Source organism: Mizugakiibacter sp., from assembly GCF_039680435.1.
GTDB lineage: Bacteria > Pseudomonadota > Gammaproteobacteria > Xanthomonadales > Rhodanobacteraceae > Mizugakiibacter.
In genome coordinates this window covers 1-21392 of record NZ_JBDKSX010000091.1, presented here as the reverse complement: position 1 = coordinate 21392, position 21392 = coordinate 1, and the positions used below count along the sequence as shown (strand labels likewise).

The window sequence follows — 21392 nt, the reverse complement described above, 5'->3', positions numbered from 1 at the left end:
CTCCGGATCAGGCGACGCCGGCCAGTTTAGCGGCTTCGGCCAGATCCACCTGCACCAGGCGCGAAACGCCCGGCTCGCGCATGGTCACGCCGCACAACTGGTGCGCGGCCTCCATCGTCGCCTTGTTGTGGCTGACGAAGATGAACTGCACGCGCTCGCTCATTTCGTTGACCATGCTCGAGAAGCGGCCGACGTTGGCCTCGTCCAGCGGCGCATCGACCTCGTCCAGCAGGCAGAACGGCGCGGGATTCAGGCGGAAGATCGCGAACACCAGCGCCACCGCGGTCAGCGCCTTCTCGCCACCGGACAGCAGCGAGATGTTGCTGACGCGCTTGCCGGGCGGGCGCGCCATGATCGCCACGCCGGTGTCGAGCAGGTCCTCGCCGGTCAGCTCGAGGTAGGCGTGGCCGCCGCCGAACAGGCGCGGGAACAGCTCCTGCATGCCGGCGTTGACACGGTCGAAGGTTTCCTTGAAGCGCTGGCGGGTCTCGCGGTCGATCTTCTTGATCGCGTTCTCCAGCGTTTCCAGCGCGGTGGTGAGGTCGGCCAACTGCGCGTCGAGGTAGGTCTTGCGCTGCGACTGCTCCTCGTATTCCTGGATCGCGGCGAGGTTGACCGGCTCCAGGCGGCGGATCTTCTGTTCGAGGTCGGCGAGCTGCTGCTGCCAGTGCGCTGGTTCGGCCGCCTCGTCCAGTTCGGCCAGCAACGGCTGCAATTCCAGGCCCGCGGCCGCGATCGCCTCGGCGAGCTGCTGCGCGCGCAGGCGCAGTTCCTGCTCGGCCAGGCGCTTCTCCGACAGTGCCTCGCGCAACTCGCCGAGGCGGTGCTCGACGCGCTGGCGCTCCTGCTCGTAGCGGCGGAACTCGCCGTCGCAGTCCTCCAGCGCCTTGCGCGCCTCGACCAGTTGCCGGTCCACCAGCAGGCGCTGGTCGAGATAGGTCTGGCGTTCCGCTTCCAGCTCGGCGAGCGGATCGTGGCCGGTGGCGAGCTGGGCGGCGATCTCCGCCCGGCGCGCTTCGAGCTGCGCCAACTGCGCGTGCATGCGCCCCAGCGACTGCTCCAGCGCGGCCAGCGCGGTGCGCTTCGACTCCATGGCGAGCGCGTGCTGGTGCGCCTGCTCGTCGGCCTCGCGCGCGTTCATGCGCGCTTCCTCGCGCGCTTCCAGCAAGCCGCGGCGCTCGGCCTCCAGCGCGCGGCGCTGCTCTTCCATCGCGCCCATGCGCGCCACCGCCGTCTCCAGCCGCGCGCGCGCCTCGCGCGCCTGGCCCTCGATCTCGGCGCTGCGCGCGACAAGCTCGGCAAGCTCGGCGCCGACCTTCTGCATGCGCGCACGCGCGGTTTCGATCTTGCCGCGATGGCCCTGCAACTGGCCGGCCAGCTCGGACATGCGCCGGTGCGCCTGGTACAGCTCGCGCTGGGTGTCGTCGCGGGCACGCTCGCTCTCGAACTTGTCGGTGCGCAGCGTCTCCAGGCGCTCGCCCAGCTCGGCGGCGCGCGCGTCCAGCGTTTCGGTTTGCGCGGTCAGCACGTGGATCTCGCGCTCGCGGGCGAGCACGCCGACCTGCTTGCCGGCGGCCCGCAGCACGCGCGCGTAGCCGGGCCCCAGCCACTCGCCGTCGCGGGTGATCACCGACTGCTGCGCCGGCAGCGTCGACGCGATCGCGCGCGCCTGCTGCAGCGATTCCGCCGCGCGCACCTGGCCGAGCAGGCCGAGCACGGCGGCGGGACCGCGCACGCGCTCGGCGAGGCTGCCGGCAACCGGCGCCGCGCTCGGCGCCCCCGCGGCGAACAGTGCGACGTCGGCCTCGCCGGCGCCCTGCAGTTCGCCGCTCAGCGCGTGCGGATCATCGACCAGCACCGCCTCCAGCAATCCGGACAGGCAGGTTTCGACCGCGCGCTCCCAGCCGGCGTCCACCTCCAGCGCCTCGCCGAGGCGGCGCTCCTTGTCCAGCCCGAGCTGCGCCAGCCAGGCGCTGGCCGCGCCCTGCTCCTGGCCCAGCGCGGCGTGCTGCAGCGCCTCCAGCGAAGCGAGCCGGCCGCGCGCAGCCTGCAACTGCTGGCGGGTTTCGTTCAGCGCAGACTGCGCCTGGCGCTCGTCGTCGAGTACGCGCTCATGCGCGGCCTTGCGCTCGTCGAGCAGGCCGCCGAGCGTCTCGACGCGCTCGCGCTGCGCCTCGTGCTCGGCGCCCATGCTTTCCGCCGCGGCGTCCAGTGCGCCGACGTCGGCGGCCTTCTGCTCGGCCTCCAGCGCTTCGCGGCGCTTGGCGAGGTCGAGCCCCTGGCGATCAAGGTAATCGAGACGGGTGCGCTCGACCTCCGCCGCCTGCGCGGCTTCCGAGGCGGCGCGCGTGTGCGCGTCCCAGCGCGGCTGCCAGTCGGCGAGGCCGGCCTCGGCGGCGCGCAGCGCGTCGGTGGTTTGCTGCCCGGCCTCCTTCAGCGCTTCGAGGCGCGGTTCGCCTTCGGCCAGCGCCTGGCGCAGCGTTTCGACCTGGCTGCGGTCGCCGGCGATGTGCTCGCCCAGCTCGTCCCAGGCGCGTTCGGTTTCCTCGCGCGAGCGCTCCAGGCGCTCGGCCAGCTCGCGGGTATGGCGGATCTGCTGTTCGACGCGCGCGACCTCGGCGCCGACCTTGTAGACCTCGGCCTGCACCGCGTTGAGGTGCTCGCCGGCGGCCTGATGGCGCTCGCGGCCGGTTTCGATCTGCGCCTCGATCTGGCGCTGCTCGGCGAGCTGCTTCTCGATCTCGATCTCGGCCTGGCGCAAGCCGCCGCCCTGCTCGTCCAGCGCGCGCGCGATGCTGCGGTAGTTCAGCGCGCGCAGCTCGGCTTCGCGCCGGGTCTGCTCTTCCTTCAGCGCCTTCCAGCGCTCGGCGGCGCGCGCCTGCCGGTTCAGGTGGTCGAGCTGTTTCTCGACCTCGTCGCGCACGTCGCGCACGCGGTCGAGGTTCTCGCGGGTCGCCTTGATGCGGCTCTCGGTTTCCTTGCGACGCTCCTTGTACTTGGAGATGCCGGCAGCTTCCTCGAGGTGGGTGCGCAGCTCCTCCGGATGCGCCTCGATGATCTGGCTGATCATGCCCTGTTCGATGATCGAGTAGCTGCGGGGCCCCAGGCCGGTGCCGAGGAACAGGTCGGTGATGTCGCGTCGGCGGCAGCGGCCGCCGTTGAGGAAGTAGGCCGATTGGCCGTCGCGGCTGACGATGCGCTTGACCGAGATCTCCGCGTAGCCGGCGTACTCGCCCTGGATGGTGCCGTCGGCGTTGTCGAAGATCAGCTCGACGCTAGCCTGGCCGACCGGCTTGCGCGCGCTGGAACCGGAGAAGATCACGTCGGTCAGCGAGTCGCCGCGCAGGCGGCTGGCCGCGCTCTCGCCCATCACCCAGCGGATCGCGTCGATGATGTTGGACTTGCCGCAGCCGTTCGGACCGACGACGCCGGTCATGTTGGTCGGCAGGTGCAGCGAGGTCGGATCGACGAAGGACTTGAATCCAGCCAGCTTGATCGTGGTCAGGCGCATCGCTATCGGCTTTGAGGGGCGCGGGGCCGCCGCGGCCCCCGCGCCGCGGCGTGAAGTCGCCACTGTGCCAAGGGCAGTCGCCGGGCGCAATCAGTGATGTGAAATATATTTATATTCAAGATATTACAGCTTATATTTAAAGCTTATCATGCGCATGGCGCGCGACGCGCCGTGCGCTCAGCGCTCGCCCGGCGCGTGCGCCTCGATGGCGAGCGCGTGCAGCCGCGCCGGGATCAGATCGCCAACCGCCGCGTAGACCAGGCGGTGCCGCTGGATCGGCGTCTTGCCGGCGAACGCCTCGCTGGTCACGCGCACGCGGAAGTGGCCCTGCCCTTCGCCGGCGTGGCCGATGTGCAGGTGTCCCTCGTCGATCACCTCCAGCGCCAGCGGCGCCAGCGCCGCCTCGACGCGCTCGCGGATCAGCGCGGCGCGGTCGCCGCTCACGGCAACACCTTGCGGAACGGCCGCACGTCGACCTGGCGATACACGCCCGCGGCGACGTAGGGATCGGCGTCCGCCCAGGCCCGCGCCGCGGCCAGATCCTCGAACTCGGCGACGATCAGGCTGCCGCTGAAGCCGGCCGGGCCGGCATCCTCGGCGTCGATCGCAGGAAACGGCCCGGCCAGCATCAGCCGCCCCTGGTCGCGCAGCGCGTGCAGGCGCTCGAGGTGCGCCGGACGCACCGACTTGCGTCGCTCCAGCGAATCGGCGACGTCGAGGCCGTAGATCGCGTACCACATCGTTCAGGCCTCCGGGCGCATGTACGGGAACAGCAGCACGTCGCGGATCGAGGGCACGTCGGCCAGCAGCATCACCAGCCGGTCGATGCCGACGCCGAGGCCGCCGGTCGGCGGCAGGCCGACTTCCAGCGCGCGGATGTAGTCGGCGTCGAAGTGCATGGCCTCGTCGTCGCCGGCGTCCTTGGCCGCGACCTGCGCGCGGAAGCGCGCTTCCTGGTCCTCGGGATCGTTCAGCTCGGAGAAGCCGTTGGCGATCTCCTTGCCGCCGATGAACAGCTCGAAGCGGTCGGTGACTTCCGCGTCGCGGTCGCTGGCGCGCGCCAGCGGCGACACCTCGGTCGGATACTGGGTGATGAAGGTCGGCTGCACCAGCGTGTGCTCGACGGTCTTCTCGAAGATTTCCAGCAGCAGCTTGCCCCAGCCGTAGCCCGGCTTGAACGGGATCTTCAGGCGCTCGCAGTGGCGCCGCAGCGCGGCGACGTCGCGCAGCTCCTCGCTGCGGATTTCCGGGTTGTGGTGCCGCACCGCCTCGGCCAGTGCCCAGCGGCGGAACGGCGGGCCGACGTCGATGTCGCGGCCCTCCCAGGTCAGGGCGGTGCGGCCCAGCGTGGCCTGCGCGGTCTCGCGGATCATCGCCTCGGTGAGGTCCATGATGCCGACGTAGGTGGCGTAGGCCTGGTACAGCTCGAGCATGGTGAATTCGGGGTTGTGCCGGGTCGACACGCCCTCGTTGCGGAAGTTGCGGTTGATCTCGTAGACGCGCTCGAAGCCGCCGACCACCAGGCGCTTCAGGTACAGCTCCGGCGCCACGCGCAGGTACAGGTCGATGTCCAGCGCGTTGTGGTGGGTGACGAACGGCCGCGCGGTGGCGCCGCCGGGGATCACGTGCATCATGGGGGTTTCCACCTCCATGAAGCGCCGCGGCGCGGCTTCCAGCCACTTGCGCATGAAGCCGATCGCGCGCGAACGCAGCTCGAACACGCGGCGCGATTCGGGCGTCACGATCAGGTCGACGTAGCGCTGGCGATAGCGCTGCTCGACGTCGGCGAGGCCGTGCCACTTGTCGGGCAGCGGGCGCAGGCTCTTGGTCAGCAGCCGCAGCGCCTCGACCTTGACCGACAGCTCGCCGGTGCGCGTGCGCATCAGCACGCCTTCCGCGCCGACGATGTCGCCGACGTCCCAGCCCTTGAACGCCTCGTAGGCCTCGCCCAGCGCCGTCTGCTGCAGGAACAGCTGGATGCGGCCGGTCAAGTCCTGCACCTGCACGAAGCTGGCCTTGCCCATGATGCGCTTGGCCAGAATGCGTCCGCCGAGGCGCACGCGCCGCCCGGATGCCGCCAGCGCCTCGGCGCTCCAGCGCTCCGCGTCGGCGTACTCGGCCTGCAGGTCGCCGGCGAAGGCATCGACCGCGAAGTCGTTGGGGAACGCGATGCCCTGCCCGCGCAGCGCCTTCAGCTTCTCGCGGCGCTCGGCGATCAGCTTGTTTTCGTCGAGGGTCGGCTGGGCTGCGTCGGGTTCGGTCATGGCGTTCGCGCTGGTTGGGGGATGCGATCGGGCGGTATGGCGGCGGAGCGTTATGCGTCGGCGCGCTTGGCGCCGGCCTCGAGGCCGGCCTTCAGGCTGCCCTCGATGAACTCGTCGAGATCGCCGTCCAGCACCTTCTGCGTATCGCTGCGCTCGATGCCGGTGCGCAGATCCTTGATGCGCGCCTGGTCGAGCACGTAGTTGCGGATCTGGCTGCCCCAGCCGATGTCGGACTTGGTCGCTTCCAGCGCGTCCTTCTCGGCGTTGCGCTTCTGCACCTCGATCTCGTACAGCTTGGCGCGCAGCATCTTCATCGCGCGGTCGCGGTTGGCGTGCTGGCTGCGCTCGGTCTGGCAGGCCACCACCACGCCGCTGGGCACGTGCGTGATGCGCACCGCCGACTCGGTCTTGTTGACGTGCTGGCCGCCGGCGCCGGAGGAGCGATACACGTCGGTCTTGAGGTCGGCCGGATTGATCTCGATGTCGAAGTCGTCCTCCACCTCGGGGCTGACGAACACCGAGGAGAACGAGGTGTGCCGGCGGTTGTCGGAATCGAACGGCGACTTGCGCACCAGCCGGTGCACGCCGATCTCGGTCTTCAGCCAGCCGTAGGCGTAGTCGCCCTCGACGCGGAAGGTGGCGCTCTTGATGCCGGCGACGTCGCCCGCGCTCACTTCCAGCAGTTCGGTCTTCCAGCCCTTGTGCTCGCACCAGCGCAGGTACATGCGCAGCAGCATCTCGGCCCAGTCCTGCGCCTCGGTGCCGCCGGCGCCGGCCTGGATGTCGACGAACGCGTTGGCGGCGTCCATCTTGCCGGAGAACATGCGCTGGAATTCCAGCTTCTCGACGCGCGCGGCCAGCGTCTCGACGTCGGCCGCGACCGCCTTCACCGATCCCTCGTCGCCGTCGGCCGCGGCCAGCTCCAGCAGCTCGCCGGCATCGGCCAGGCCGCTGCTCAGTTGCGCCAGGCCGGTGACGACGTTTTCCAGACGGGCGCGCTCGCGGCCCAGCTCCTGGGCGCGCTGCGGGTCGTCCCAGACGTTGGGGCTTTCCAGTTCGCGGGTGACTTCCTCGAGGCGCTCACGCTTGGCCTCGTAGTCAAAGATACCCCCTAAGCGCGTGGACGCGGCCGGCGAGGTCCGCGATGCGCTGGGTGATCGGATTGGTCTCGAGCATGGACGGCTGGCGATGCGTAAAGAGTGCAAATGCTAGCAAAGCGCGACGCGCCACGCATGCCCTTCCCGCGCGCGCGGCGCCATCGGCGGCGCGCCCGATCCGGCGCCGCGCTCAACCCTTGACGCAGATCTTCGGGCGCAGGAACGCGACCCGCCGCGCCAGTCCCGCGCCTTCCGTCGCTTCCGCGACCCGATGCACGTCCTTGTAGGCGCCGGGCGCCTCCTCGGCGGCGCCGCGCATGGACTCGGTGCGGATCAGGATGCCGCGCTCGGCCAGCTCGTCGATCAACTGGCGGCCGCGCCAGCGGCGCAGCGCGGCGCTGCGGCTCATCTGCCGCCCGGCGCCGTGGCTGGCCGAGGAAAAGGCGCGCGCCTCGCCTTCGGCACAGCCGGCCAGGAGATACGAGCCGGTGCCCATGCTGCCGCCGATGATCACCGGCTGGCCGACCGCGCGGTAGCGTTCGGGCAGCGCCGGATGGCCGGGCCCGAACGCGCGCGTGGCGCCCTTGCGGTGCACGTGCAGGATGCGTTCGCGGCCGTCGACGCGATGCGGCTCGGCCTTGCAGGTGTTGTGCGAGACATCGAACAGCGTTTCCAGATCGGCGCCGGGGAAGAAGTGGCCGAACGTGCGCCGGGTCAGATAGGCGAGGATCTGCCGGTTGGCCAGCGCGCAGTTGATGCCGGCGCGCATCGCGCCGAGGTAGGCCTGCCCTTCGGGCGAGGCGATCGGCGCGCAGGCCAGCTCGCGGTCCGGCAGGTCGATGCCGAGCCGGGCGGCCGCCTTGGCCAGCGACACCAGGTACTCGGTGCCGATCTGGTGGCCCAGTCCGCGCGAACCGCAGTGGATCGACACCAGCACGTCGCCCTCGGCGATGCCGAACGCCGCGGCGGCTTCGGCGTCGAGCACGCGGTCGACGACCTGCACTTCGAGGTAGTGGTTGCCGGAACCGAGCGTGCCCATCTCGCCGAGCTGGCGCGCCTTGGCCTGCGCGGAAACCTGCGTAGGGTCGGCGCCGTCGGCGCGGCCGTGGTCCTCGATGTATTCGAGATCGACCGGCTTGCCGTAGCCGCGCTCGACCGCCCACTGCGCGCCGCCGGCCAGCACGCGGTCAAGTGTCTGCGGATCGACGTGCAGGTGCCCTTCGCGGCCCAGCCCGGCCGGGATGCTGACGAACAGGCCGTCGGCCAGCGCCTTCATCTTGCGCGCCAGCTTGTCCAGCGTGAGCCCGGTGCGCAGGCAGCGGATGCCGCAGGAGATGTCGAAGCCGACGCCGCCGGCGGAGACGATGCCGCCCTGCTCCGCATCGAACGCGGCCACGCCGCCGATCGGGAAGCCGTAGCCCCAATGCGCGTCCGGCATGGTCATCGCCGCGCCGACCAGGCCGGGCAGGCGCGCGACGTTGCCGATCTGCTCGAGCACCTTGTCGTCCATGGCCGCGAGCAGCTCGCGATCGCCGTACAGGATCACCGGCGCGCGCCCCGCGCCGCCGGCGAGCGCCCAGCGGAAATCGTCCAGCGGTTCGAAACGGGACAGGTCCATCGCGCGGCCTCACACGTCGACCACGCAGCGGGCCTCGACGTTCATGCCGACCGGCCCGACGCGCAACCCGGTCAGCGTCGCGCCTTTCACCTCGGTGCCGGGCACGATGCCGGAATGCCAGGGCTGGCCGTCCGCCTCGCCGATCCAGCGCCCGTTCTCGTGGCGCAGGCGGAAACGGGTCAGCGCGAGGCCGCGCGTGCGCGCCTCGGCGAGCAGCCGGTTCAGCCAGGTCACCAGCGCGAACTCGGGGTCCGTCTCGACGAACTCGACGCGCACGGTTTCGATCGGCCGCACCGCGGCCGGATCCGCCATGATCGCGAACATCGCGGCGGCGGCGGCCTCGAAGGCGCGCTCGATGGTGGCGCCACGCCCGACCACGCCGACGTCGGCGTCGTGATCGAAGTAGTCGAAGCTCGCGCTCATCGCCCGCACGCGGCAGCGCCGCCCCGCGGCGACGCCGCTCCTGCCGAAACCTCTCCACTTAACGCCGATCCGCCGCGCGCCGTTTGATCGTGATCAAGCGCGGGCCGCGCGCATCACCACGGCGTGTCCTTGATCCCGAGGCGGAACGCGAGGCGGTTGACCAGCAGGTCGCCGAGGAAGCTCAGCCCCAGCACCAGCGCGACCTCGTCCACGCGAAGGTCGACCCAGGGCGCGACCAGCAGCAGTGCGCCCGCGACGAAATCGAGCTGGTCGAACGGCGGCCACGGCGCGCCGGGCGCACGCCCCGCGCGGCGCTTGCAGAAACTCTTGAGCGCGTCGCCGGCCATCGCGCCGAAGCCGAGCGCCAGCCCGGTCGCCGCCCAGTCCGCCGGGGCGATCCGCGCGTGCGCCCAGCCGATCCGCGCCTGCAGCCAGGCGGCCGCGAGCCCGGCCGCGACGCCCGCGGCGAAGCCGAGAACGGTCTTGTGCGCGCCGAACAGGCGCCGCTGCAGCGGCGGGTTCCAGCCGTGCCAGAAGCGCAGGAACGGCGGCGCCATGTTGGCCGCATAGGCCGGCGCCATCAGGTACAGCACCTGCAGCACGCGCAGGCCGGCGTCAGCCATCGGCGCCACCCGCGTGGCGCCGCCGACCATGACCTGACGCAAACCCGCCCGCCGACCCGCTGCGGATACTGCGGCTTGCGCGGAGGACGGCCCGATGTCGATCAGCGAGCTGCTGTGGCTGGCGGTGCTGGCACTGGCGCTGCAGCCGCTGCTGCGCCTGCGCCTGCTGGAAGGCGGACGGCGCCGGCTGCGCGCGCAGCTCGAGCGTCAGCGCGGCAGTCGCGTGATCCTGCTGGTGCACCGCCAGGAGACGATGAGCCTGCTCGGCTTCCCGCTGATGCGCTACATCGACATCCACGACTCCGAGGAGGTGATCCGCGCGATCCGCGACACCGATCCGGCCACGCCGATCGACCTGGTGCTGCACACGCCGGGCGGCCTCGCCCTGGCCTCGCTGCAGATCGCCCGCGCGATCGCGCGCCATCCCGCCACCGTGACCGCGTTCGTGCCGCACTACGCGATGTCCGGCGGCACCCTGATCGCGCTGGCCGCCGACCGCATCGTGATGTGCGAGCACGCGGTGCTGGGCCCGATCGACCCGCAGATCGACGAATACCCCGCCGCCTCGATCCTGCGCGCGGTCGCGCGCAAGGAGCCCAAGGACATCGACGACGCCACGCTCATCTTCGCCGACCAGGCGCAGATGGCGATCGCCCAACTGCGCAAGTGCATCGTCGAGATCGTCGGCGAGCGCTTCGCGCCCGAAGCGGCCGAGCGGCTCGCCGCGGCGCTGTCCGACGGTCACTGGACGCACGATTATCCGATCGCCCCGCAGGAAGCCGCGGCGCTGGGCCTGAGCGTCGACATGCGCATGCCCGAGACGATCATGGACATGATGCGCCTGTATCCGCAGCCGACGCGGCGCACGCGCAGCGTCGAGTATGACCTGCGCCCGCCGCACCCGCCGCGCACGCCCGCCGACCCGCCGCGCAACCGCCGCCAAGGCTGAACGTGCCGGGGAGGCTCCGGGCAATTCCGCGCAGGCGCATGGCGTCCGGAAGATTCGCGGGGCGTGCCGCGCGATGCCGCCAAGGCCGGCTGCCTTGGCAAGCCGCGCGGTGCAGGCTGCGGGCCTTGCGGACATCACCCCGTCATTCGATTTCAGAAGATTGGGGTCGGCGCTGAATTGATCAGGGCGCCCCTAGTTGTGGTCGACCAGGCCGTCGACGCCGGCGCGGCGCGCGCACTGCGCGCAGCAGTAGATGCGCTCGGCGTGCTGCACGCCGTGGCCGACCACCGGGCAGCCGCAACTGGCGCAGCGCGGTGCCAGCGCGTGGATCGCGCACTCGAAGGCGTCGAAGGTGTGTTCGCGGCCTTCCATGAACACCGTGAACGCGCGCTCGTAGTTGTTGCCGCACACTTCGCATACCGGCATGGCCGTCTCCTTCGCCGCGGACGCGGCGACGTTGTCACTCGCGCGGCGCGTGGGTCTTCACGTCGCCGCGCTGGCGGCGCACGTGGTCCTCGAGCTGGCGCCGCAGCACGTCGAAGGTGTCGCGCACGGCGACATAGGGATCCTCGTGGCCGTGGTCTTCCGGGCCGGTGCGGCCGGCGGCCAGTTCGCCGCCCGGCAGGGTCAGGCGTGCGTGCACCGTGTAGAGGTTGCCCTGGCGGCGGCGCTGCGTGGACGCCATCACCACGACATGGCACGCCTGCACGCGCGGCGCGAACCGGCCGAGCCTGTCGGCGTGGCGCGCCACGTCGGCGCGCAGCGCGTCCGATGGCGCCATGCCGTCGAAGGTCACGCTCAGGGTCATCGCCATCCGCCGCCACCTCGCCCGCCTGCCGCGACGGTCAGGCTAGGCCACGGCGCGCGGCGGCGCTTGATCTCGATCAGGCTTTCGGGCGGGTCGGGGCGCGGCCGCCCGCCTGCTCAGGCGGCGGGCTCGCAGATCCAGCGGCGGGCCGCCTCGAACTCCGCGTTGGCGAACACGCGCACCTCGCCGGCGATGGAGAAATGCAGCAGGTGGATCGCCGCGCGCAGCCATTCCACGTCGGTGACCACGGCGATGCGCTCCCAGCCGAACGCATGGCGGAAGCCGAGCCGCGTGTCGTCCCACAGCGCCGCCGCGTCGAAACCTTCGAAGTCGGCGCCGAGGTGGTACAGCAGGCGCACCTTCGGCGTGGTCGCCAGCATCGCTTCGACCGCCGGCACCACCACGCGCTCGTAGTCCTCGCCGGTGACGGTGCCGTGGGCGGAGAAGCCCAGCGTGTCGACCGGCATGCCGGCAATCAGCTCGATCATGGCGCGCACCTCCGCATGGCCGCGCTACTGTAGCGCGCCCTGGTGAATCGCGGCGTGCGCTCAGGCAGGTTCGCGATGGCGCAGCAGCAGGCGCAGGCGCGTGCGGCCCTGCCAGTCGTCGATGCCCAGCTCGTAGGCCGCACGCAGCAGCGCCGGCGGCGGCAGGCCGTCGTGGCCGCCGAAATGCACCGCCTGCAGCACGCGGCCGTCGCGCGGATCGCGCAGGTCGAGGCGCAGATGGCGCTCGCCCATCGCGCGCCAGCCGACGCATTCGAACACGTCGTCGAACAGCGGCTCGGGAAACGCCTGGCCCCACGGCCCGGCGTCGCGCAACTGCTGTGCCAGCGCCAGCCCGAATTCGTCCGCCTGCAGTCCGCCGTCGGTATGCAGCACCGGCGAAAGCAAACCGGTGCCGATGCGCTCGCGCGCGACTGCATCGAACGCTGCGGCGAAACGCGCGAAGTCGGCCGCGCGCAGGCTCAATCCGGCCGCCATCGCGTGCCCGCCGTAGCGGCCCAGCAGGCCGGGGTGGCGCGCGTCGACCTCGGCCAGCGCGTCGCGGATGTGGAAGCCGGCGATCGAGCGCGCCGAGCCGCGCAGCTCGGTGCTGCCCTCGCCCGCCGGCGCGAACGCGATCACCGGACGGTGCAGGCGCTCCTTCAGTTTGGAGGCGACCAGGCCGACCACGCCGGCGTGCCAGCCGGGATCGAACAGCGCCACGCCGATCGCGTTGCTGTCGCCGGCGCGCGCGACCATCGCCTCGGCTTCCTCGACCATCGCCGCCTGCAGGCCGCGGCGCTCGTCGTTGATGCCGGACAGCAGCGTTGCCAGCTCGCGCGCGCGCGCCGCGTCGTCGGTCAGCAGGCACTCCACGCCGAGGCCCATGTCCTCCAGCCGTCCCGCCGCGTTGATGCGCGGACCGAGCGCGTAGCCGAGGTCGGCGGCGACCAGCGTGGCCGCGCTGCGCCCGCTGGCCTCCACCAGCGCGGCGACGCCGGCGCAGGCGCGCCCGGCGCGGATGCGCTTCAGGCCGGCATCGACCAGCACGCGGTTGTTGAAGTCCAGCGGCACCAGGTCGGCCACGGTGCCGAGCGCAACCAGGTCGAGCAGCGCGGCGAGGTCCGGGCGTTTCTGTCCGGAACTGCGGCCATGGATAGCCGCTTCCTGGTCTTCGCGATCAGGATGAGCGCCGGGAAACAACCTCGCGCGCAGCGCCAGCAGCAGGTAGATCATCACGCCGACGCCGGCCAGCGCCTTGCTCGGGAACGGATCGCCCGGCAGGTTGGGATTGACGATCGCATCGGCCGCGGGCAGGCGCTCGCCGGGCAGATGGTGGTCGGTGACGATCACCGCGACGCCGCGCGCACGCGCGGCATCGACGCCGGCCAGGCTGCTGATGCCGTTGTCGACCGTGATCAGCAGGTCCGGCGCCGGATCGAGCGTGGCGACCAGCGCGGGGCTGAGGCCGTAGCCGTGCTCGAAGCGGTTCGGCACCACGTAGCCGACGTTGCGCGCGCCGAGCATGCGCAGGCCGCGCAGCGCGACCGCGCAGCCGGTGGCGCCGTCCGCATCGAAGTCGCCGGCGACCAGGATGCGCCGGTCGGCCGCGATCGCCGCCTCGATCAGGTCCAGCGCGCGCGGCAGCCCGCCCAGCGTCTGCGGCGGCAGCAGTCGCGCCAGGCGATGCTCGGCATCGGCCGGACAGAGCACGCCGCGCGCGGCGTACACGCGCTGCAGCACCGGATGCACCTGCGCCGGCCAGCCGTGCGGCGCGCCCGCCAGCGCGCGCCGCCGCAGCGCCGGCGGCGGCGTCACGGTGCCGGCGTCCGCGCGCGGCGCCAGAAGCGCAACCGGTGCCAGCGCGCCAGCCGATGGCGTTCGCCGCTGCAGAACACGAAGCGCAGCTCCGTCGCGCGGCCGCGCGCCAGCGCATCGGCCAGCGCGGGCAGCCAGTCGCGCGCCAGCGCTTCCGCGGCGACGCGCTCGAGATCGAACAGCGCCGCGCCGGCGCGCGCCGCCGCCAGCGCCTGCGGACGCGGGGACTCGACGTCGACACCGGCGCGCGCGGCCAGCGCCAGCGCCAGTTCGTCGTCGCTGGCGACGACCGCCAGCGGACTCTTGACCCAGGCCGGCAGCGCGCCGCCGCCCCAGAACCACAGGCTGTTGGCCGGCATGGCGCCGCGCGCGTGCCGTTCGGCGTTGACCGGATTCTGGTGCAGGATCACCTGCGCCTCGTTGAAGAGCTGCCGCCAGCGGCGCCCCTCGTTGCCCTCGGGCAGGTGCTCGAACAGATCGGCGCCGAGCACGTCTTCCGGCGCAGCGAACGCCGGCAGCACGGCGCCGGCCGGCAGGCGCAGGTGCCAGCGCGCGGGCGTCGTCGTTTCCAGCAGTGCGCCGCTGTCGCCGAACACCGGCTTCAGCTCGCGCGCCAGCGCCTCGGCTTCGGCGCGGCTGAGGTCGAGGCTGCCGCAGGCGAGCATGCGCGCGCCGTTGATGTCGGGCCGCACGTAGGCCGGGTCGGCGCACAGCCAGGTCGCGCCCTCCGCATCGCCGACGGCGCGCTGGCGCAGCAGCGCTGCGGCGGGGAGCGTCGCGCCCGGCCAGCGGAAATACTCGCCGAGCGCGACCGCATAGCCGGGCGCGGCGTCGGCCAGGCGGTCGGCGCGCGCCAGCAACTGCGCCAGCGCGGCGATGCCCGCGCACTGCGCGTAGGGCGGCAACAGGATGTGCAGCGCGTTCATGGCCGGCGGACGTCGAGCGGGCGGAAGGTGACGGACAAGGTTCGATCGGCGGCGGCGCGCGGGAAGGGCCGGCGACGATGCTTGCGCCGCGCGTTCCGCGCGGCGGGCCGCGCCGCGCTCATTCCTCGTAGCTGACGGCGAGCACCTCGTAGCTGCGCCGCCCGTTCGGCGCCTGGAAATCGAAGCTGTCGCCCTCGCTCTTGCCGATCAGCGCGCGCGCCAGCGGCGAACTGACCGAGATCATGCCCAGCTTGATGTCGGCTTCGAGGTCGCCGACGATCCGGTAGGTCACGGTGTCGCCGGAAGCCTCGTCCTCCAGCTCGACCGTCGCGCCGAACACGATGCGCGCGCCCGGGCTGAGCCTGGCGACGTCGATCACTTCGGCGGTGGACAGCGTCGCCTCGAGTTCCTTGATGCGGCCTTCGATGAAGCCCTGCTGCTCGCGCGCGGCGTGGTATTCCGCATTTTCCTTGAGGTCGCCGTGCGCGCGCGCCTCGGCGATCGCGTTGATGATGCGCGGACGCTCCACGCTCTTCAGGCGTTCCAGTTCCAGGCGCAGGCGCTCGGCGCCCTTGCGCGTCATGGGAGCACGCTTCATGCCTCGAGTTCCTCGTGCAGTTCCTGCAGGCTGTGCACGCTGCCGCCGTCGCGGAAATCCAGCGAATGCAGCAGCGCGCGCGCGCCGGCGATGGTGGTCGAATAGGTCACGCGCTGCTGCAGCGCCTCGCGGCGGATCGAGAACGAGTCGGCGATCGCCCGCTTGCCCTCGGTGGTGTTGACGATGAACACGATCTCGCCGTTCTTGATCAGGTCGACGATGTGCGGGCGGCCCTCGAGCACCTTGTTGATGCGCTCGCACGGCACGCCGTGCTCGACCAGGTAGGCGCAGGTGCCGCCGGTGGCGACCAGGCCGTAGCCGCGCCGCACCAGGTCGATCGCGATCGGCAGCAGGCGCGACTTGTCGGCGTCGCGCACCGACAGGAACGCCTTGCCGACGTTCGGCGCGCGGATGTTGGCCGCCTCGTGCGCGCGCGCGACGGCGGCGCCGAAGCTGCGGCCGACGCCCATCACCTCGCCGGTCGAGCGCATCTCCGGGCCGAGGATCGGGTCCACGTTCTGGAACTTCAGGAACGGGAAGATCGCTTCCTTGACCGAGTAGTACGCCGGGATCACCTCGCGCGACGCGCCCTGCTCGGCCAGGCTCTTGCCGACCATGCAGCGCGCCGCGATCTTCGCCAGCGGCACGCCGGTGGCCTTGGAAACGAACGGCACCGTGCGCGAGGCGCGCGGGTTGACCTCGAGGATGAATACCGTGTCGCCCTGGATCGCGAACTGCGTGTTCATCAGGCCGACCACCTTCAACTCGCGCGCCATCAGCGCGACCTGGCGGCGCAGTTCGTCCTGCACCGCGGGGGTCAGCGAATAGGGCGGCAGCGAGCACGACGAGTCGCCGGAATGCACGCCGGCCTCCTAGATATGCTCCATCACGCCGCCGACCAGCACGTTGCCGCCGGCGTCGGCGATGATGTCGACGTCGACCTCGACGGCATGATCGAGGAAGCGGTCGAGCAGCACCGGCGAATCGTTCGACACCTTGACCGCGTCGCGGATGTAGCGCGACAGGTCGGCGTCATCGTAGACGACTTCCATCGCGCGCCCGCCCAGCACGTAGCTGGGACGCACCACCAGCGGGTAGCCGATCTCGCGTGCCAGCGCCAGCGCCTCGTCGGCGTTGCGCGCGGTGCGGTTGGACGGCTGCGTCAGCGCCAGCTTGGTCACCATCTTCTGGAAGCGCTCGCGGTCCTCGGCGAGGTCGATCGAATCCGGCGAGGTGCCGATGATCGGCGCGCCCGCCGCTTCCAGCGCGCGCGCCAGCTTCAGCGGCGTCTGCCCGCCGTACTGCACGATCACGCCCTTCGGCTTTTCCAGGTCGATGATCTCGAGCACGTCCTCCAGCGTCAGCGGCTCGAAGTACAGGCGGTCGGAGGTGTCGTAGTCGGTCGATACCGTCTCCGGGTTGCAGTTGACCATGATGGTCTCGAATCCGTCCTCGCGCAGCGCCAGCGCCGCGTGCACGCAGCAGTAGTCGAACTCGATGCCCTGGCCGATGCGGTTGGGGCCGCCGCCGAGCACGACGATCTTGTCGCGCGCGCTCGGGTTCGCCTCGCACTCCTCCTCGTAGGTGGAATACATGTAGGCGGTGCTGGTGGCGAACTCGGCGGCGCAGGAATCCACGCGCTTGTACACCGGGCGCACGCCCAGCGTGCGGCGCAGGTGGCGCACCGCGCCCTCGTCGGTGCCGAGCAGCTCGGCCAGGCGCGCATCGGCGAAGCCCATGCGCTTCAGCGCGCGCAGGCGCGGCGCGTCGATCGCGCTCAGGCCCTGCGCGCGCACCTCGCCTTCGGCGGCGACGATGTCCTCGATCGCGGCGAGGAACCACGGGTCGATGTGGGTGAGCGCGTACACGTCCTGCAGCGACAAGCCGGCGCGGAATGCGTCGCCGAGGTGGAACACGCGCTCGGGGCCGGGTTCGCGCAGCTCGCGCTTCAGGCGCGCCAGGCCGTCGTCGCTGGCGAGGTCGAGGCCGGTCGGGTTGAGGCCGGTCTTGCCGGTCTCGAGGCCGCGCAGCGCCTTCTGCAGGGACTCGTGGAAGCTGCGGCCGATCGCCATCACCTCGCCCACCGATTTCATCTGCGTGGTCAGGCGCGGATCGGCGGCGGGGAACTTCTCGAAGGCGAAGCGCGGGATCTTGGTGACCACGTAGTCGATGGTCGGCTCGAACGAGGCCGGGGTCAGGCCGCCGGTGATCTCGTTCTTCAGCTCGTCCAGCGTGTAGCCGATCGCCAGCTTGGCCGCGACCTTGGCGATCGGGAAGCCGGTGGCCTTGGACGCCAGCGCGGAGGAGCGCGACACGCGCGGATTCATCTCGATCACCACCACGCGGCCGTTCTCGGCGTTGACGCCGAACTGCACGTTGGAACCGCCGGTATCGACGCCGATCTTGCGCAGCACCGCGATCGAGGCGTCGCGCAGGCGCTGGTATTCCTTGTCGGTCAGCGTCTGCGCCGGCGCCACCGTGATCGAGTCGCCGGTGTGCACGCCCATCGGATCGAGATTCTCGATCGAGCAGACGATGATGCAGTTGTCCGCGCGGTCGCGGACCACTTCCATCTCGAATTCCTTCCAGCCGAGCACGGATTCCTCGACCAGCACCTCGTGCACCGGCGAGAGCTCGAGGCCGCGCTTGACGATCTCCTCGAATTCCTCGCGGTTGTAGGCGATGCCGCCGCCGCTGCCGCCGAGCGTGAAGCTGGGACGGATGATGGTCGGGTAGCCGACGCGCGCCTGGATCTCCAGCGCCTGCTCGAAGGTCCTGGCGATCTCGGCCTTCGGGCATTCGAGGCCGATCTCCAGCATCGCGCGGCGGAACAGCTCGCGGTCTTCGGCCATGCGGATGGCCTCGCGCGAGGCGCCGATCAGCTCGACGCCGTACTTGTCCAGCACGCCGTTGTCGGCGAGGTCGAGCGCGCAGTTGAGCGCGGTCTGCCCGCCCATCGTCGGCAGCACCGCGTCCGGCTTCTCCTTGGCGATGATGCGCTCGACCGTCTGCCAGTTGATCGGCTCGATGTAGACGGCGTCGGCCATGCCGGGGTCGGTCATGATCGTCGCCGGGTTGGAGTTCACCAGGATCACCCGGTAGCCCTCCTCCTTCAGCGCCTTGCACGCCTGCGCGCCGGAGTAGTCGAACTCGCAGGCCTGGCCGATCACGATCGGGCCGGCGCCGATGATCAGCACGCTCTCGATGTCGGTGCGTTTGGGCATCTCAGCGGGCCTCCTGCATCAGCGCGGCGAAGCGGTCGAACAGATAGCCGATGTCGTGCGGTCCGGGGCTCGCTTCGGGGTGGCCCTGGAAGCAGAACGCCGGACGGTCGGTCAGCGCGAAACCCTGCAGCGAACCGTCGAACAGCGAGCGGTGCGTGACGCGCGCGTTGGCGGGCAGCGTGCCGGGATCGACGGCGAAGCCGTGGTTCTGCGAGGTGATCAGCACGCGGCCGTCGTCGAGGTCCTTCACCGGATGGTTGGCGCCGTGGTGGCCGAATTTCATCTTCAGCGTCTTCGCGCCCAGCGCGAGGCCCATCAACTGGTGGCCGAGGCAGATGCCGAACAGCGGGATGCGCGCATCGAGGAACTGGCGCGTGGCGGCGATGGCGTAGTCGCAGGCCGCGGGGTCGCCGGGGCCGTTGGACAGGAACACGCCGTCCGGCTTCATCGCCAGCGCCTCGGCGGCGGCGGTCTGCGGCGGCACCACGGTGAGGTCGCAACCACGATCGGCGAGCAGGCGCAGGATGTTGTGCTTGACGCCGTAGTCGTAGGCGACCACGCGGAAGCGCGTCTCGCAGGCGCGGAACGCGGCGCGGTCGAGGTCGTAGCTGCCGACGTTCCAGCGATAGGGTTGCGGCGTGCCGACGACCTTGGCCAGGTCCATGCCGTTCAGGCCCGGGAAGGCGCGCGCCTTGGCCAGCGCCTCGGCCTCGTCGATGGCCTCGCCGGCCACGATGCAGCCGCCCAGCGCGCCCTTGTCGCGCAGGATGCGCGTCAGGCGGCGGGTATCGACGCCGGCGATGGCGACGATGCCGTGCCGCTTCAGGTACTCCGGCAGGCTCTCCTCGCTGCGCCAGCTGCTGGGGCGTCGCGGCACGTCGCGCACGATCAGGCCGGCGGCATGCACGCGGTGCGATTCCGCGTCGGCCGCGTTGCAGCCGGTGTTGCCGACGTGCGGGTAGGTCAGGGTGACGATCTGACGGGCGTAGGAGGGATCGGTGAGGATCTCCTGATAGCCGGTCATGGCCGTGTTGAACACGACCTCGCCCACCGTTTCGCCGACCGCTCCGACTGCGGTTCCGCGGAACACGCTGCCGTCTTCGAGGGCCAGCAGGGCTGGAATGCTGCTCATGGGACCGCCTTGGGTGCGACAAGGTCCGCAGGCCTGCGCGACACGGGCCTGTGGACCTTGGAAGAGGATTCTGGGCGGGACAGCATGATAGGCGCCGCCGCCGCAGGTGTCCACCGTCGCGCGCACCGCGCGTTCAAGCACGCGGAGGTAAAATCCGCGCCTCCCCTGCACCGATCGCCGCCATGATCCAGTCGAACGCCCTGCTCGATCCTGCCCGCCTCGACCGGCCCGACACGCTGGTCCGCCACGAGCCGTTCCCGTTCATGGTCGCGCACGGCCAGTTGCCCGATACCGCGCGCGCCGCGCTCGATCACGACTTCCCGCGCTACAGCGGCGCCGGCTTCTTCCCGTACGAGGCCGAGGACTGTGGCCCGACGGTTCGCGAACTGGTCGATGTACTGACCTCGCCGGCGTTCGCCAGCGCGGTCGGCGCCCGTCTCGGCATCGACAACCTGGGCCAATACCCGACCCTGGTGACGATCTGCCGCTCGCTGAACAGGCGTCACGGCACCATCCACACCGATTCGCGCTCGAAGGTCGCCACCGCCCTGCTCTACCTCAACAGCCAGTGGCCCGACACCAGCGACGGCTGCCTGCGCTTCCTCAACCGCATCGACAGCATCGACGATCTCGCCGCGCCGGAGCTGAAGCCGCTGTACGGCGAGTTCGCCGTGTTCAAGCGCACCGACCATTCCTTCCACGGCCATCTGCCCTACGAGGGCGAGCGTCGCGTGATCCAGGTGGCCTGGCTGACCAGCGAGGAAGAAAAGCAGCGCAAGACCCGACGCGGCCGCTTCTCGCGTCTGTTCAAGAAACTGCTGGGCGGACTCGACCGCAAGTACGGCGCCGGGCGCAAACGCGACGCGGTGCACATGGACTGAGCGCGCTCAACCCGGCGCGGCGTCGCCGCGCAGGCGCGAGCCCCAATCCTCGACGCGGCCCTGCGCGAGGCGCCGCTCGAACAGCCGGCGCCACGACGGCACCAGCGGCAGCGCCAGCGCGCCTTCCAGCACGGCGCGGTCCAGCGTGTCCCGATAGAGCAGATCGAGCAGGCGCGCCAGCGTCCACGCCGGATGCGGGCGTTCGAGCAGCACCAGCGCGTCGCCGGCACCGAGCGTGCCGCCGCACAGCACGCGGTAGTACCAGCCGGTGCGGCCGCTGTCCTGCACGCGCCGCGCCATGTCGGCGATGCCGAAGCGGTCGGACAGCTTCCAGCACGGTTGGCGCGCCTGCGACACTTCCAGCAGCGCCTCGCCGCAGCGCAGGCGGTCGCCGAGGCAGAGGTCGGCCTCGGTGATGCCGCGCGTGGTCAGGTTCTCGCCGAACGCGCCCGGCTGCGCCAGCAGCGGATGCGCGCCGATCTCGGCGCGCCACGCGGCGTAGTGGTCGAAAGCGTAGTGATGCAACGCCTTGTCGACGCCGCCGTGCACGCGGCGATCGCCCTGCTCGTCGCAGACCAGGCCTTCCGGTCCCACCTCGATGCGCCCTTCGACGGGGCGCTTGGCGATCGCGCTGGACGTGCCCGGCCGCGTGTACGGCGCCGCGCGCCCGGCCAGCACCGCGGTGACCACGCCGAGCGTACGTGTCGCGCTCACATCGCCAGCACGTCGTCGAGGGTGTAGACGCCGACGGCGCGGCCCGCCAGCCACGCCGCCGCGGCCAGCGCGCCGCGCGCGAAGATCGCGCGGTCGGTGGCGCGGTGGACGAGTTCCAGGCGCTCGCCGGCGCCGGCCAGCAGCGCCGTGTGCTCGCCGACGATGTCGCCGCCGCGCACCGCCGCGAAGCCGATGCTGCCGGTGCGGCGCGCGCCGGGCCGGCCCGCGCGCGCATACACCGCCGCCGCCGCGAGCGGCCGGCCGCGCGCCGCGGCGGCCGCGCGGCCGCGCGCCCGCGCGGGTCCGGAGGGCGCGTCTTCC

19 protein-coding genes and 1 pseudogene are annotated in these 21392 nt (G+C 71.4%); 2 read left to right on the top strand and 18 right to left on the bottom strand.

All coding sequences use genetic code 11. The annotated features are described in order from the left end of the window. Window positions 1–7: 7 nt before the first annotated feature. The 8 genes from smc to ABFC67_RS09500 form a co-directional block, all read right to left on the bottom strand. Window positions 8–3511, bottom strand: coding sequence for a chromosome segregation protein SMC (gene smc, locus ABFC67_RS09535; protein WP_346737781.1), 3504 nt, complete (start codon window positions 3509–3511; stop codon window positions 8–10). A gap of 177 nt (window positions 3512–3688) precedes the next feature. Then, window positions 3689–3955, bottom strand: a complete 267-nt coding sequence (locus ABFC67_RS09530; protein WP_346737780.1) for a BolA family protein — start codon at window positions 3953–3955, stop codon at window positions 3689–3691. Further along, a complete protein-coding gene (locus ABFC67_RS09525; RefSeq protein ID WP_346737778.1) occupies window positions 3952–4251 on the bottom strand; it encodes a YciI family protein in 300 nt (99 codons plus the stop codon). Before ABFC67_RS09525 ends, ABFC67_RS09530 begins: the two co-directional genes overlap by 4 nt. Before the next feature lie 3 nt (window positions 4252–4254). Then, window positions 4255–5775, bottom strand: a complete 1521-nt coding sequence (gene lysS, locus ABFC67_RS09520) for a lysine--tRNA ligase (RefSeq protein ID WP_346737777.1) — start codon at window positions 5773–5775, stop codon at window positions 4255–4257. Window positions 5776–5825: 50 nt separating this feature from the next. Then, window positions 5826–6951 (bottom strand): peptide chain release factor 2 gene (gene prfB, locus ABFC67_RS09515; RefSeq protein WP_346737776.1). Its coding sequence is split into 2 segments (ribosomal slippage): window positions 5826–6875 and window positions 6877–6951, totalling 1125 coding nucleotides; the frame shifts between segments, so codons are not numbered across the junction. Between the two features lie 111 nt (window positions 6952–7062). Then, window positions 7063–8490 carry an RtcB family protein gene (locus tag ABFC67_RS09510; protein WP_346737775.1) on the bottom strand — a complete coding sequence of 476 codons (1428 nt, stop codon included), beginning with the start codon at window positions 8488–8490 and terminating at the stop codon, window positions 7063–7065. A gap of 9 nt (window positions 8491–8499) precedes the next feature. After that, a complete protein-coding gene (locus ABFC67_RS09505) occupies window positions 8500–8913 on the bottom strand; it encodes an archease (RefSeq protein ID WP_346737774.1) in 414 nt (137 codons plus the stop codon). Window positions 8914–9026: 113 nt separating this feature from the next. Further along, window positions 9027–9536: a CDP-archaeol synthase gene (locus ABFC67_RS09500; RefSeq protein ID WP_346737773.1), complete on the bottom strand. Its 510-nt coding sequence runs from the start codon at window positions 9534–9536 to the stop codon at window positions 9027–9029. 94 nt (window positions 9537–9630) lie between these two features. Here ABFC67_RS09500 and ABFC67_RS09495 point away from each other — a divergent pair, with 94 nt between their 5' ends. Continuing rightward, the gene (locus tag ABFC67_RS09495; protein ID WP_346737772.1) at window positions 9631–10485 is read left to right on the top strand and encodes a hypothetical protein; all 855 of its coding nucleotides are present in this window, start codon (window positions 9631–9633) and stop codon (window positions 10483–10485) included. Window positions 10486–10677: 192 nt separating this feature from the next. Here ABFC67_RS09495 and ABFC67_RS09490 read toward each other — a convergent pair whose 3' ends face one another. From ABFC67_RS09490 to carA, 8 genes and pseudogenes are all read right to left on the bottom strand, one after another. Next, window positions 10678–10911 (bottom strand): hypothetical protein, encoded by a 234-nt coding sequence (locus ABFC67_RS09490; RefSeq protein ID WP_346737771.1) that lies wholly within the window; start codon window positions 10909–10911, stop codon window positions 10678–10680. 34 nt (window positions 10912–10945) lie between these two features. Then, a complete protein-coding gene (locus ABFC67_RS09485; RefSeq protein WP_346737769.1) occupies window positions 10946–11299 on the bottom strand; it encodes an HPF/RaiA family ribosome-associated protein in 354 nt (117 codons plus the stop codon). 110 nt (window positions 11300–11409) lie between these two features. After that, window positions 11410–11781 (bottom strand): STAS/SEC14 domain-containing protein, encoded by a 372-nt coding sequence (locus tag ABFC67_RS09480; RefSeq protein WP_346737767.1) that lies wholly within the window; start codon window positions 11779–11781, stop codon window positions 11410–11412. Window positions 11782–11841: 60 nt separating this feature from the next. Then, entirely contained in the window at window positions 11842–13596 is a 1755-nt protein-coding gene (recJ, locus tag ABFC67_RS09475) for a single-stranded-DNA-specific exonuclease RecJ (RefSeq protein ID WP_346737766.1), read from the bottom strand. Then, window positions 13593–14522 carry a phosphoglycerate mutase gene (locus ABFC67_RS09470; protein WP_346737765.1) on the bottom strand — a complete coding sequence of 310 codons (930 nt, stop codon included), beginning with the start codon at window positions 14520–14522 and terminating at the stop codon, window positions 13593–13595. Before ABFC67_RS09470 ends, recJ begins: the two co-directional genes overlap by 4 nt. A gap of 118 nt (window positions 14523–14640) precedes the next feature. Continuing rightward, the gene (gene greA, locus ABFC67_RS09465; RefSeq protein ID WP_346737764.1) at window positions 14641–15120 is read right to left on the bottom strand and encodes a transcription elongation factor GreA; all 480 of its coding nucleotides are present in this window, start codon (window positions 15118–15120) and stop codon (window positions 14641–14643) included. Next, window positions 15117–18344 (bottom strand): annotated as a pseudogene (carB, locus tag ABFC67_RS09460) (carbamoyl-phosphate synthase large subunit). Before carB ends, greA begins: the two are co-directional and overlap by 4 nt. 1 nt (window position 18345) lies before the next feature. Next, window positions 18346–19476 carry a glutamine-hydrolyzing carbamoyl-phosphate synthase small subunit gene (gene carA, locus ABFC67_RS09455; protein ID WP_346737763.1) on the bottom strand — a complete coding sequence of 377 codons (1131 nt, stop codon included), beginning with the start codon at window positions 19474–19476 and terminating at the stop codon, window positions 18346–18348. Between the two features lie 185 nt (window positions 19477–19661). On the opposite strand from carA, the gene ABFC67_RS09450 reads away from it, so the two are divergent. Continuing rightward, window positions 19662–20357, top strand: a complete 696-nt coding sequence (locus ABFC67_RS09450; RefSeq protein ID WP_346737790.1) for a 2OG-Fe(II) oxygenase — start codon at window positions 19662–19664, stop codon at window positions 20355–20357. 6 nt (window positions 20358–20363) lie between these two features. Here the strand turns inward: ABFC67_RS09450 and ABFC67_RS09445 are convergent, their stop codons facing one another. Together ABFC67_RS09445 and ABFC67_RS09440 are read right to left on the bottom strand one after the other, a co-directional pair. After that, window positions 20364–21071, bottom strand: coding sequence for an MOSC domain-containing protein (locus tag ABFC67_RS09445; RefSeq protein WP_346737762.1), 708 nt, complete (start codon window positions 21069–21071; stop codon window positions 20364–20366). Next, the coding region (locus tag ABFC67_RS09440; RefSeq protein ID WP_346737761.1) for a dihydrodipicolinate reductase C-terminal domain-containing protein at window positions 21068–21392 on the bottom strand (325 nt) is incomplete at its 5' end. The genes ABFC67_RS09445 and ABFC67_RS09440, both read right to left, overlap by 4 nt.